Origin of the sequence: Phaeobacter cretensis (genome assembly GCF_047372505.1) — a bacterium.
GTDB classification, from domain to species: Bacteria; Pseudomonadota; Alphaproteobacteria; order Rhodobacterales; family Rhodobacteraceae; genus Phaeobacter; species Phaeobacter cretensis.
In genome coordinates, this window is record NZ_JBKBEU010000002.1 from 114,942 (window position 1) to 127,028 (window position 12,087).

Annotated in this window: 17 protein-coding genes and 1 pseudogene; 8 read left to right on the top strand and 10 right to left on the bottom strand. The window is 53.6% G+C overall.

Annotation, left to right across the window (positions count from 1 at the left end; translation table 11 throughout):
* Positions 1-99 precede the first annotated feature (99 nt).
* Together pdxR and ACEWZM_RS19360 are read left to right on the top strand one after the other, a co-directional pair.
* Entirely contained in the window at positions 100-1,545 is a 1,446-nt protein-coding gene (gene pdxR, locus ACEWZM_RS19355) for a MocR-like pyridoxine biosynthesis transcription factor PdxR (protein ID WP_414008094.1), read from the top strand.
* A gap of 150 nt (positions 1,546-1,695) precedes the next feature.
* Positions 1,696-2,724, top strand: a complete 1,029-nt coding sequence (locus tag ACEWZM_RS19360; RefSeq protein ID WP_414008095.1) for an IS30 family transposase — start codon at positions 1,696-1,698, stop codon at positions 2,722-2,724.
* Between the two features lie 21 nt (positions 2,725-2,745).
* On the opposite strand, the gene ACEWZM_RS19365 is transcribed toward ACEWZM_RS19360, so the two are convergent.
* Entirely contained in the window at positions 2,746-3,360 is a 615-nt protein-coding gene (locus tag ACEWZM_RS19365) for a glutathione S-transferase family protein (protein ID WP_414008096.1), read from the bottom strand.
* A gap of 8 nt (positions 3,361-3,368) precedes the next feature.
* Positions 3,369-3,986 (bottom strand): TetR/AcrR family transcriptional regulator, encoded by a 618-nt coding sequence (locus ACEWZM_RS19370; RefSeq protein ID WP_414008097.1) that lies wholly within the window; start codon positions 3,984-3,986, stop codon positions 3,369-3,371.
* An 88-nt stretch (positions 3,987-4,074) separates the two neighbouring features.
* On the opposite strand from ACEWZM_RS19370, the gene ACEWZM_RS19375 reads away from it, so the two are divergent.
* Both ACEWZM_RS19375 and ACEWZM_RS19380 read left to right on the top strand, forming a co-directional pair.
* Complete coding sequence (locus tag ACEWZM_RS19375) at positions 4,075-4,833, top strand: SDR family oxidoreductase (protein WP_414008098.1); 759 nt, start codon at positions 4,075-4,077, stop codon at positions 4,831-4,833.
* Complete coding sequence (locus tag ACEWZM_RS19380; protein WP_414008099.1) at positions 4,830-5,420, top strand: FMN-dependent NADH-azoreductase; 591 nt, start codon at positions 4,830-4,832, stop codon at positions 5,418-5,420. Before ACEWZM_RS19375 ends, ACEWZM_RS19380 begins: the two co-directional genes overlap by 4 nt.
* 264 nt (positions 5,421-5,684) lie before the next feature.
* Here ACEWZM_RS19380 and ACEWZM_RS19385 read toward each other — a convergent pair whose 3' ends face one another.
* The gene (locus ACEWZM_RS19385) at positions 5,685-6,482 is read right to left on the bottom strand and encodes an MBL fold metallo-hydrolase (RefSeq protein WP_414008100.1); all 798 of its coding nucleotides are present in this window, start codon (positions 6,480-6,482) and stop codon (positions 5,685-5,687) included.
* A gap of 91 nt (positions 6,483-6,573) precedes the next feature.
* Here ACEWZM_RS19385 and ACEWZM_RS19390 point away from each other — a divergent pair, with 91 nt between their 5' ends.
* Complete coding sequence (locus tag ACEWZM_RS19390; protein WP_414008101.1) at positions 6,574-7,581, top strand: GlxA family transcriptional regulator; 1,008 nt, start codon at positions 6,574-6,576, stop codon at positions 7,579-7,581.
* 112 nt (positions 7,582-7,693) lie between these two features.
* On the opposite strand, the gene ACEWZM_RS19395 is transcribed toward ACEWZM_RS19390, so the two are convergent.
* The 5 genes from ACEWZM_RS19395 to ACEWZM_RS19415 form a co-directional block, all read right to left on the bottom strand.
* Positions 7,694-7,966 carry a glutathione S-transferase N-terminal domain-containing protein gene (locus ACEWZM_RS19395; RefSeq protein ID WP_414008102.1) on the bottom strand — a complete coding sequence of 91 codons (273 nt, stop codon included), beginning with the start codon at positions 7,964-7,966 and terminating at the stop codon, positions 7,694-7,696.
* Between the two features lie 24 nt (positions 7,967-7,990).
* A complete protein-coding gene (locus tag ACEWZM_RS19400) occupies positions 7,991-8,386 on the bottom strand; it encodes a hypothetical protein (RefSeq protein ID WP_414008103.1) in 396 nt (131 codons plus the stop codon).
* Between the two features lie 119 nt (positions 8,387-8,505).
* A complete protein-coding gene (locus tag ACEWZM_RS19405) occupies positions 8,506-8,730 on the bottom strand; it encodes an alpha/beta fold hydrolase (protein WP_414008104.1) in 225 nt (74 codons plus the stop codon).
* Between the two features lie 9 nt (positions 8,731-8,739).
* On the bottom strand, positions 8,740-9,000 hold the full coding sequence (locus ACEWZM_RS19410) for a hypothetical protein (protein ID WP_414008105.1): 261 nt from the start codon (positions 8,998-9,000) through the stop codon (positions 8,740-8,742).
* Between the two features lie 43 nt (positions 9,001-9,043).
* On the bottom strand, positions 9,044-9,340 hold the full coding sequence (locus ACEWZM_RS19415) for a DUF1330 domain-containing protein (protein ID WP_414008106.1): 297 nt from the start codon (positions 9,338-9,340) through the stop codon (positions 9,044-9,046).
* A gap of 99 nt (positions 9,341-9,439) precedes the next feature.
* On the opposite strand from ACEWZM_RS19415, the gene ACEWZM_RS19420 reads away from it, so the two are divergent.
* Complete coding sequence (locus ACEWZM_RS19420) at positions 9,440-10,045, top strand: TetR/AcrR family transcriptional regulator (protein WP_414008107.1); 606 nt, start codon at positions 9,440-9,442, stop codon at positions 10,043-10,045.
* Positions 10,046-10,145: 100 nt separating this feature from the next.
* Here the strand turns inward: ACEWZM_RS19420 and ACEWZM_RS19425 are convergent.
* A pseudogene (locus tag ACEWZM_RS19425) lies at positions 10,146-10,403 on the bottom strand (IS6 family transposase); the annotation flags it as partial.
* 232 nt (positions 10,404-10,635) lie between these two features.
* A complete protein-coding gene (locus ACEWZM_RS19430) occupies positions 10,636-11,178 on the bottom strand; it encodes a winged helix-turn-helix transcriptional regulator (RefSeq protein ID WP_414008108.1) in 543 nt (180 codons plus the stop codon).
* Between the two features lie 39 nt (positions 11,179-11,217).
* Here ACEWZM_RS19430 and ACEWZM_RS19435 point away from each other — a divergent pair, with 39 nt between their 5' ends.
* Together ACEWZM_RS19435 and ACEWZM_RS19440 are read left to right on the top strand one after the other, a co-directional pair.
* Complete coding sequence (locus tag ACEWZM_RS19435; RefSeq protein WP_414008109.1) at positions 11,218-11,598, top strand: VOC family protein; 381 nt, start codon at positions 11,218-11,220, stop codon at positions 11,596-11,598.
* 76 nt (positions 11,599-11,674) lie between these two features.
* The gene (locus tag ACEWZM_RS19440) at positions 11,675-11,824 is read left to right on the top strand and encodes a hypothetical protein (RefSeq protein WP_414008110.1); all 150 of its coding nucleotides are present in this window, start codon (positions 11,675-11,677) and stop codon (positions 11,822-11,824) included.
* Positions 11,825-12,087: the final 263 nt, after the last annotated feature.

Below are 12,087 nucleotides of genomic sequence, written 5' to 3' on the forward strand. Positions count from 1 at the left end.
AACCTGTGAATGCGGGGGCAGGGGCAAATCCGTTTCCATGTGCCTGCCATATTTAGGCAGACCTTGACTGGTCTGGTCCTATCTCCCAGTTATAGATCTATGACTAAGGCCAGAACCGGGGCGGCGTTGCTCTCCATATCACTTGATCGTAGCGGAAAAGAAACGCTGCAAGCTCAGCTGTTGTTACAGCTTAGGCGGATGATCTTGGAGCGCATGATGCCGCCAGGGTCAAAACTGCCGTCAAGCCGCACGCTGGCAGAAGAATTGTCGGTGTCACGCGTCACAGTGTCTGCGGTCATCGACCAATTGGTCAGCGAGGGATATCTGGAGGCGCGCGCACGATCTGGCGTCTATGTTGAGGCTGAGCTGCCCGAACAAGTGCCCGCTGCCGCAATGTCGGCGCCACGCAAATCCACCCGCGAATTCGAGATCGAAGCCTCCACAGCCCGACAGCCATTCGATATGTCTGCGCTAGAACGCGACTTGTTTCCTTACCGACAATGGAGCCGCCACCACGACCAGGCGTGGCGTAGCCCGGAACCGGCTCTTTTGACGCGGGTTGATCCATTTGGCTGGCGGCCGCTACGGTCGGCAATCGCTGACCACCTGCAAGAATGGCGTGGCCTCGTCTGCTCCCCTGAACAGATATTCATCACCGCAGGAGTGGTCGACGCTATTGGCCTGATTGGCGCAGTCGTTCTGCGTGACGGCGATCAAGTATTCACTGAGGATCCCGGTTATTCGGTTTTGAATCGTACTCTACACCGCAACCGTATGGTTCCGGTACCATCAATGGTCGATGAAAATGGCTTTAATATCAAAATCGCCGAGCAACTTACATCCAGTGCGACGGCTGCTATTGTTACTCCGTCGCGGCACTACCCTTTGGGCGTAACCCTGTCGCTATCTCGACGACTTGAACTAATCGAATGGGCTATTGCGAACCAAGGCTATGTAATAGAAGATGACTTTGACAGCGAGTTCCGATTTCAGGGGCGTCCGCTCCCGGCTATGATGGCCCTGAACAACCAAGATCGAGTTATTTACGTTGGAAGTTTTTCCAAGGTAATTTTCTCTGAATTGCGTCTTGGGTTTGTTGTTTTTCCCAATTCAATACTGCCAAATGTTCAAATCTCATTGGACCGGGCAGATCCACAGGCTTCGCTGATGATGCAACCCGTTCTGGCCCGCTTCATGCAAAGCGGTGATTTTGCCATTCATGTCAGGCGTATGCGACGGCTTTATGCGAAACGACAAGCGGCACTACTGCAAGCGATCGCAATATACGCGAGCGACCTATTCGAGGTGGACCCAATACCCTCGGGAATGCATCTAATCGCGACTTTCACTCCCCAACTCAGCGCACGGATGACCGATATCGAGGCCACACATCGTGCAAAAACAGCCGGAGTTAGTGTTCAACCGCTATCATCCTATTTTTCAAATGATCCCGCCCGCCACGGACTCGTGATGGGCTTCGCAGGATTTACAGAAGGGACACTGAAAAAGGGCATCCAAGATCTTGCTCAGGCATTGAAGTCATAACGTCGCGTTCGATCCTGTAACTTATAACCATATCGACAAAATATTACCATAACTATTCTTATTGGAGAAAGCGAATGTAGCCGGGAGCGCGCTACCCTGAAGTGCGACTCCTATTAGAAAACAACGAGTTATCTAATAGGAGAACATCGCATGGGAGCTGTGTATTCGCAACTTTCCGTTCAGGAACGGTGCAAGATTGAGAACTGGTGGCACGCTAAAGTGCCCGTCAGAGAGATGGCGCGTGTCTTGAAGCGCCACAAATCGACGATCTTTCGCGAGATCAAACGTAACTTTTGGGCTGATGATGCGTTCCCGAAGAAGTATGCGGGATACTTCGGTCATGCTGCTCAATTGCAGACGGACAAACGCCGGTCCGTGCAGCGAAAGCTGATCCGACATCCAGACCTGTGCAGGACGGTGATCGCACGCATCAAACAAGGTTGGACGCCCGAGCAGATCGGCAATCGCATGATCTATGAAGGCGCGAAGCTGCGTGTCTGCCAGGAAACGATCTATCGCTACATCTCTTCCCAAGAAGGCATGGACCAAGAGCTCTGGTGGTACCTGCCCGAGCACCGAAAGTCGCTCAGGCCTCGCCGGGCAAGGAAACGCCAGGCGCTCAAGTTCGACCGCGATGTCAGTATCCTGTTTCGTCCCGATGACGTGGCGCACTGCCGCCAGTTCGGTCACTGGGAGGGCGATTTGATGCTGTTCAAACAACGCTTTGGGCAATCAAACGTGACCTCGCTAGTTGAGCGCGTGAGCCGGTTCACCGTGCTTCTGAAGAACCCGAACAAGCGAACAAAACCTGTGATGGGCAAGATCATCAAGGCCGTGCGCGACCTGCCCCACCTGGCCCGCAAATCTATCACCTTCGATCGCGGCACCGAATTCGTCAGCTGGCCTCATCTGCAAGCCGAGATCGGCACGCAAACCTGGTTCTGTGATCCGTCCAGTCCGTGGCAGAAAGGGACAGTCGAAAACACCAATCGAAGGTTGCGAAGATGGCTGCCTCGCAAGCGCGACATCGCGGCGGTCTCAGATCATGAGTTGAAAATGATCTGTGACCGCCTCAACGCGACGCCCAGAAAATGCCTCGGATGGAAGACCCCCGCAGAAGTCTTTCGCCAAAAGATGATGGAAGAGCTCGGCCAACGCCCCTACCCTCAGAAGGAATAGGAGACGCAGTTCAGGTATCGCTCACATTTTGAATACCTCCCTGACGGCGCTTTCATAAGCGGCCTGCGTTTCGGCAAAGCCTGCACGATAGACACCGTTGTTTAGGCCTGTGTGAATGCGCTCGTTCCAACCGTCGATTTCATGGCGCAAGGCGAGTGGATAGAGGTCAAGGTCATTGGCACCGGCGTCATTCCAAGCACTGCTCATCATGCGCAAAATATCCGCGCTTTCGTTCGAGACAACCGTAGAGGCGTGTTTGTCCCAGAGGATTGGAACTGTCACGCGCCCAGAATAATCAGAAACTGCCTGCGCATAAAGTTCATGCAAGGCGCTGCTGGCATGAAGATCATCAGGATACTCCCGAGTGAACACCCATCCCTGATCGGTGCGACGTGGGGCACAATATGACACGCCAATCACACCTTCTAGCTCTTTGAATACGCGTCCGAGCAGGGCACGGTGGGCCCACGGGCAATTCCACGCTGCATAAAGATGATAGCGCCCTGCCTCCGCGACAAAGTCACCTTTGGAGCCAGCCGGCTTCACGATTCCGCGTAAAACGGACGGAGTACGTTGCCATGCACCGTCTTTAGCGGTCGCGATATCAGCATCCGTAACCCATCTACCGTCAGCCATAGTTCCCATCAGGTTTGATATCCCAAGACCGCCTGAACCCGTGTATTCAGCCCGTCCATCAGGTCAGCCCGAGACGCGCCCGCGCGCGCTCGAATGGCCTGCGCATACAAAAAATCGAGCATCAAGGCGGCGCGGGCCGTTGGCTCAGGAACGGATGGAAGGTCAGGTTCAGCTGCGAACCGCAATGCCAATTGGCTTTCGGTGGCGGACATAAGGTCATCCAACCTTTGTCTTACGTCAGGATCGGATTCGGCGGCTGCGGGTGCACAACAGCCGATCAAGCAACCACTAGGTCGGCCCTTAGCAGTATTGCCTTCTGCGGACACCCGCAGAAAGGTCCGCACAGCTTTTTCAATGTCCGGCTCAGCTTGGAATGCCACCATCGCAGCACTGCCAATCGTCTGCGCATACCGCAACAAAGCAGCGTCAAAAAGTTTGGCTTTGTCACCAAACGCAGAATAAAGCGACGGGCGCGACACCTTCATCGCATCTGTTAGATCCGTTAGCGATGTGCCGTCATACCCCTTTTCCCAGAAAGTCAGCACAGCCGCATCCAGAGCAGCGACCCGGTCTATAGAGGGCGGTCGCCCTTTCGTGCGGGGTTCTCCCGAGTTTATTTCAGACATTTATTTTACCGATCAGTATTTAATTGTGGACAATCCAGCCTCCCTTACTTATCTAACCAATCAGTAAATCAAATGCAAGGACGAGAACATGCAACTCAAAGACAAGGTCGCACTGGTGACCGGAGCCACCACAGGCATTGGCCGGGCCAGTGCTGAACGTTTCATCGCCGAGGGTGTAAAAACTCTTATCGTCACAGGTCAGGACGAGGCGCGTCTCGAAACCGCCCGTGCCGAACTATCTGGCAAAGGCGCCAGTGTTTTGGCCATCCGCTGGCGCGCCGAACATGCGCAAGACAGCGACGCGCTGGTCGAGCGCTTGACGTCCGAAGTTGGCACCATCGACATCCTTTTCGCCAATGCTGGCGTAACCTGGCCTACCCCGCTGGGACAGATTGACGCCGAACAAGCGCAAGCCCAGATGATGGTCAACTTCACCGCCCCGCTGATGCTTGTGCAGGCTGTCTCGACTGTGATGAACTCGGGCGGCTCTATTGTAATGAACACATCTTGCCTTGATGAACTCGGCATGCCGGGTATGGCTGTTTATTCGGCATCCAAAGCAGCGTTGCGTTCTGCAACGCGCACTCTGTCCGCGGAACTCGGAGACAAGAACATTCGCGTCAATTCCGTCGCTCCCGGCCCGACCGAGACGCCAATTTACAGCAAACTTGGCATGAGCGAGGAGCAATTGGGTGAGATGGCATCTGGCATCGTTTCCCAAGTGCCCGCTGGTCGGTTCGGCACACCTGATGAGATCGCAGGCGCTGTCCTGTTCCTCGCGTCCGATGCATCCTCATACATGCGTGGTTCGGAAATTGCAGTTGATGGTGGGTGGACGTCGCTATGAACATTCTTCGCATCTACAGCAGTGCCCAGACAGAAACCGCGCAAAGCCGCCGTCTCACCGACCGTATTATCGAGGGATTGCACGAAAACGGGCACGCGCCAGTGATCACGACGCGCGATCTCGACACTCCGTTGCCACAAATTGATGGGGCTTGGATTACCGCCAACTCCACGCCTGAGGCGGAAAGAACAGACGCGGATCATGCAGCGCTGGCGCTATCAGACAGTTTGATAGGCGAAATCGAAGCGGCAGATACACTCATCATCGGGTTGCCGGTCTATAACTTTTCCGTGCCAGCCAGTCTGAAATTATGGATCGACCTTATCTGCAGGGCACGTAGAACCTTTGCGTACTCTGAAGATGGTCCCAAAGGCCTGATGACAGGCAAAAAGGCCATCGTCGTCTTCGCGTCGGGGGGCACGCCTTTCGGATCGGACATCGACTTTGCAAGTGGTTACATCCGCCATATCCTTGGTTTCATTGGGATTTCAGATGTCACATTTATTGCCGCTGATAGGCACTTTATGGATGATACCGCGCTTTCCCGCGCCGACGCGGAAGTCGACGCTCTGGTAAAGAGTTCATAAAATAGTCTAGCGGTCCACCTGAGTGCGGACCGTCGACGACCAGTACAGTTCACCAAAAGCTGGTATTGCCGCGCATACAGCGAAATGTTGCTGTAACCTGCACTGCCGCCCTCGCCCTCTTGGGTTGGCATTGATCCTGCTTGCCAACCCAAGGAACGACTGAATCCTGCCCATTCTGACCAGCTCTGCAGGGCAAACGAATGTCCGCTGCCTTGAAAAACGGGCCAACGCTTATCCGGGTGTCCGGGTGTCCGCGCAACACCTCTAGACTTCGAGCGACACCTCCAGGCCTTTTGGAAGCCAATGCAGGCGCTGGTTTAAGTGTGGGACGTCAAAAGCCTTCAACACATCGCTACGATTTTCGGATAGATGCGACCACCCATCATAGTGCAAAGGAATGATACGCGCTTTGGGGAACAGTTCCGCCGTTTTCGCGCCTTCTGTAGCAGGCATAGAATAGCACACTGAGCCCGTTAAGCCAAAGCTGCCAGCACGTAGATTCATAAAAACAGTGCCAACATCGAAATCGCGTGCAACCTGTCGAACTCCCTCGAAAAGCCGTGTATCGCCAGTCAAATAGACAGCACCATCTTGAAAACCATCCCACTCTAACAAGAAGCCGATGACCGGCCCGGCAAGCAGTTTTGCAACGACGGGAGGACCATGGCGCGCCGGGGTGGCAGTGATGCGCAAGACCGTGCCATCACGTAAGGTGAGTTCCCTTTGGTCCCATGGCTGCATGCCGACCGCATCGATACCGTGCCTTTGGACAAGCCTTTGCGCCCCGGCCGTTGTTGTAAACGTCTTTGTTGCAGTCTTGAGGAAATCTCGCCCCGAGCGATCTAGATTGTCTTTGTGATGATCGTGGCTGACCAATGCATAGTCCACCGGCCCAATGTCTGTTACCGCTGTGGCGGGGCCGACTTCGTTCACATAACGAACCGCTCCGGTTGATCCCAGAGTGTATCCCGTTCCTGCAGGATCTAGGACGGGATCAGTGATAAACCGGGACCCGCCAATCTCAAAAACGACCGTGGCCATACCAATGAAACACAGTTTCATATTGCTCTCCTCTATGTCTGGAAGACACATAGAGGTGTCAAATCCTATCGGTGAGTGGCCAAAGGGAATTTTTTCTTGCAATATCGGACAAATGAGAAAGGCTCCGCCAGCAACAACAAGAATTGTCACTCTGGGGTTCGACAGCGCGCTCGCGTCATCGATCACAGGTCCGGCCGATTTGTTCTATGTCGCCAATTCCATCCGCTCCGCATATCCAGCCCAAGGCCGATCGACTGTACCCCACTACGCGTGGAACCTCGCGGCGGTTGGCCCGTTCAAAACAACGTCCGGTGTTGCGCTTGTCCCATCGATTGGACTGGAAGAAGCGGCCGATTGTGACCTTCTTATTGTACCGGGATTTGGTGGATATGACGCGGGAGAGCGACGTAGGTTTCTAGCTTCACATCCAGACATCATGGAATTCTTATCCACGCAACTTCGACCACAGACTCCGATCATCGGGCTATGCACAGGCGTGCTTTTGCTGGCTGAGGCCGGCCTTCTATCGGGTCGGCATGCGACAACGTCATGGTGGAACACACGAGAGGCGAGGGACACTTACCCCTCGGCGAAATTTCAGACTGAACACATGGTTATTAAGGATGGAAGGATCACCACAGCAGGCGCAGGCGCGGCCTATTTCGATGCCATTCTATCCTGGATCACAATCGATGCCGGTGCATCCCATGCGGAACGCATTGCCCGATACTTTATTCTGAACCAAGACAGGGCGTCGCAAGAGGATTTTGTTATCCCGTTGGTCGATGCGCTGCGAGAACCACGCATTGCCAAAGCGGATCGATGGGTTCGAAAGGCTGATATCAAAGACAAATCCGTCGCTGCGCTTGCACAACATCTGGGGATGAGCCCGCGAACTATGCAGAGGTACTTCAACGATAAGCTGGGGCAATCGCCCCGCGCATTCATTCAGACCGTGCGTTTAAGGATGGCTAAGACCCTTTTACAAACGAGCCGGAAAAGCGTCGATGATATTGCCGTACTCGCAGGATACTCCGACACGAATGCCTTTCGTCGGGCATTTCGGGCGCAACATGGAGTCACCGCTTCAGCAATGAGACAGATGAGCCAATATAAATAGGTGTCCGTTGAACCAGACCCTACGCTCTCTGTTTTCGGAGGCCAGCCATCGTTGATCTGACCAAGATCTCATCAAAAAACCAATTTGTGAGCGGGCCAACGAACGATGCGGCTCATGGTTGACCCGCATCGTTGCCGGTTCTGAACTCAGCTAGTGCCCACTGTATCAAAAATTTCGCAGCCAACCAAAGGTGAATGGCTCCGCCTTCGAACAGTGATCCTTCATCGTCTAGTAGCGCAGGTACTTTTCCCAAGGGGTTGGCTGCTTGAAAAGCCTTTGATTTGCTGGCCAGATCGACGGCCTCAATCTCGAACGGGATTCCTGTGATTTTGAGTGCGGCATGGACTGCAGATGAGCAGCTTGCGGGAAGGTGAAAGAACTTCATGAGAGTTTCCGTTACTTTGTTGGATTAGTTCCGTCGCAACCAGTCAGCGATGGCGCGACCGATGGCATCGGGTTGATCTTCCTGAATGAAGTGAAGGCCTTGGCCGATGAATGCGGTTTCCAAATCGCCAATAAGGTTGGTGTAAAATGGTACCGCCTGAGGTGGCACGAGCACGCCGGGTTCCGCATAGGCCAAAAGGACAGGCATTTCTGTTTCGCCCATGAAGGTTGCGATGTCTTGCATCAACGCGACGCTAGTTTCTGGTTGTCCGCCAATAGGAACTTCGCGAGGCCACATCCATGTGGGAAGATGGCTTTCAACGTCTAGGTATGGCTCCCAGTAGGCAGCCTTGGCTGTTTCACCGAGAGGATGGTTGATCATCATCGGAAGGATGCCTTCGACAAACATGTTGCCTTCCATGATCATCTCTTAGCCTTGTTCAGGGTCTTGCAGGGCACGGAACATGCCGCCCATCTCTTCGCCCATTGCCTCATAGCTTGGCTGCGGGACAGCAGGCGGTAAGACGCCTTCCATGAAGGTCAATCGCGCGACTTTATCAGGATGACGCCGCGCAAAATCCCAAGCAAGAGCGGCCCCCAATCGTGGCTGACAAGGGTAACTTGATCCAGATCCATCGCCGTGATGAAGGCATCCAGATAGTCTGCGTGGTCGGCAAAAGTGTAGTCGATCTCGGGCTTGCCAGAGTGGCCCATGCCGATCAGATCGGGTGCTATTGCGCGATGGGTTTCGGCCACGTAGGGCATGACATTGCGCTACAGATAGGCTGCTGACGGATTGCCGTGCAAAAACACCACCGCCTCGCCTTCGCCCTGTTCAAGATAGGACATCGTAGATCCCAAGACCGCCACTTCATTGCGCGCGATGGTGAGTTCTTCCGAAATAGCAATGGCGGGTAATTTTGACCCGGTTTCCTGTGCATTGACGGGCGCAAACGCAGCTGCCAATGCCAATGCCAATGCAACCGTAGTTGATTTCAGTAGATCAAGTACAGCTTCTCCTGTCCGGGTCAGCACCGCTGCCCGGTTGATTGTTCAGTCTGAGGTGAGTAGTGGGGTGTTAGTTGGCCAGGTCTTCGTAGGCGAGCAACTGCATGTCGCCCGCAGCCTCGCGCAGTGCGGTCAGTGCCTGATACTCTGGCGACGAGAAACAGGCGTCGATGGCGGCCAAATCCGGAAATTGGATGATAGTTGTGGCTTGATGGTCATCTGCCTCTCCAAGCAGCGGTTTGGCAAATGTTCCACGCACCACCAGCTGCCCGCCATAAGACGCAATCGTCGGGCCTGCCGCCTGCGCGTATTCTTGCATCTTTGCTGGGTCTTTCACGCGAATTCGCGACACTAAAAAAGCGTTCATAGGGGTGTCTCCTTGACGTTTTCGTTTTGTACATGCATGTATAAAACATGCTGAACGCGTTTTGTCCACAAGTGAACAAAACTTTATTTGGAGACCAAAATGGGGCGCCCATCAAGCTTTGACCGAGAGGCTGCAATAGAAACCGCGATGCAGGAGATGTGGCGGATCGGCTACCAAGCCAGCACGGTTAAAACCATATCCGAGACGTTGGGGATCAACCGTTCAAGCTATTACAATGCGTTCGCATCACGCGAGGGCTTGTTCAAGGAAGTGCTGGCCGCCTATGCCAAACAGACACCAGATCGCATTCTTTACGGCGATTTGCCCGACCGGCCGATCTCAGAATTGATCACAGGCACCTTCCGCGAGATTTGTAAGGAACGCGCTGCCGACCCGGAGCATCGCGGTTGTCTGGCGGTCAATTGTCTGGTCGAACTGACGGGCGATGGGAATGAGCTTGGGCAAGAGATTGTGGACGCGGTCATGAACAGTGCCAACAAATTTCAAGAGCTTTTAGAAATCGCTGTCGCCCGTGGTGAATTGCCAAACTTGGCCGACACACGGGCAACAGCGCTGGCACTGCAAAATCTAATGGTTGGGCTCAGCGCCTTTGCAAAGGCGCTGACTGATGAGGATGAACTTTGGCTCACCGTCAAAACCACGTTGATCGGGTTGGGTGTCTATCAAGAGGGTGCAAGTGCGTAGTGTCGCAAAGTTTGCGCCGCGCCAAAGGTAGCTCTACGAGTGGACACACTTATCCAGCAAGCGCGGCGAACTGCGCGAAGCCAGACTGCTCGGCCTGGTCAAACTGGCCTTTGACCTTTACATAAGTTTCGTCCATCCGCCACGAACAACCCGTTGGCACCTTTCGACGATGTGCTTCTTTGGTAATAGCGCCCGCATATTTCTCAATCCACCGATTGAGAGTCGCATGATCCAAATCCACGCCGCGTTCGGCCATGATCTCTTCGAGATCGCGATACGAAACGGGAAAACGAACGTAAAAATACACGGCGTACGGGATCACGGATTTCGGGTACTGCGCGCCTTTGAAACTGATCAACTCTTCAATCCTGACTGAGGCTCGGGAAAATGGGAGGTCCCTCTCGATGCGCCAGGCAACGCAACTCAAATCCGGAACTTTGTGACACTACCTTGCCGTCCACAGCTCAAAGCAGACATTCGTGTTACGAACAGCGATCCCGATGCTGCAGGCCGATGTATCTTGCTTCTTCGACCGGCGGCAGTACGGAAAACGCCACCTTCCGTGGTTTCCAAATTGAATACAGGCACTGCTAGTTGAAAATAACTTCAGACGCCGTGACCTGACTTATAACCTCGCCGGTTTTCACCGCCGCATATAGAGATCTGGGTGGCCGAGCGACCTCGTCGACTCTGCGACACACCCAGTTTTGTCCCTCCATTGATTTCAGACACTGCGACAGGGCGCGATCCGTTATCGGTGACAGGGTTTGTTTGATTTCTGAAAAATAACGTGGGGTATGAAGGGATGCCAAAACAGGTAGGGTCCAGGAACGCCGAAGCAGGTCTTGATCTATTTCAGTCGAGACGCTGTTGATTTGACTAGCGAGTTTGGCGGCAGATTTTCCAATTTGCGTAAGTCGAAATTCTGGTCGCAATGGATGGCCATAGCCAGGGTTTCGTTCAAGCAATCCTATTGCGATCAGATGTTCCATACTTTGTGCGAAAGCAGTCCTGCCAGCGCCAGTTGCCGCCAACAGTGGCGCTTGTCGACCAGGAGTACCGACGTGCAACTGACAAAGTATAGGCCAGGCCCACGCTCTTGAAGTAATGTTGACAAATAACTTAATGTCCATAAAGTATAGTTACTACATTTAGAGTCAAAAGGAAAGCCGATGTCCCTCATTTCAGTTGATCAAACTATTACCATCGCAATGTCGGTCAAAAATCGACATGCGAGTGCCAAGTGGTTTGAAAACATGTTAGGTTTCGAACTGCATTACCACGCCGATGAGGCTGGATGGTCAGAGATTCAGACAAACACACCCGGTGTTGTAATCGGCCTAGGCGAACACACTAAGCCTGCGCCGGGCAACTGCGTTCCAGTCTTTGGAATCGCTGATTTGGATGGAGCCCGGCGAAAACTGGAACAAGCCGACGTAAAGTTCGATGGTGAGACGGATGTCGTCGAAGGCATGGTCAAAACCGCAACGTTTTTCGATCCCGATGGTAATGCGTTGATGCTTGCCGAGGACCTGACTGGCGGAGTGACCTAATGCATGCGCTGATCATAGCCGCTACAACAGTGTTACAATTGCCGATCCTTTCAGTGAAGTCACAATTGGAATTCCCGTGACGTCCATCGATGACGCGGAGGTTTGGCACCTCAATTTCTTTGGTTCGGATGTCGAAGTTCTGCACCCGGTTCCCGGCGTAGCGGAGTTTAAAGCGGAACCAAATGTTTGGTCTCAGATCTTCGAAGCAGACACCTCGCAATCATGACAAACCACCGTCCGGTTCTTGGTCAATGACATTGAAATAACTCAACGCGCCGGAGCTGAAGCTGGAGTAAATACGGGAGAGGCTATCGCGGTCCCAAATGTCGTGAGTTATTCCGAGTTTTCTGATCGTGACGAAAATTCTCTTGGGCTGTATGACCTACCAAAATGAACGGTTTCTTCTGAGCAGCGGCCCTGCGTTAAATGCGGAGAATTCGATAGTTGGGCCCAGAGCAGTCTTGCGGCGGTGCGGCATGCTGATCGCGC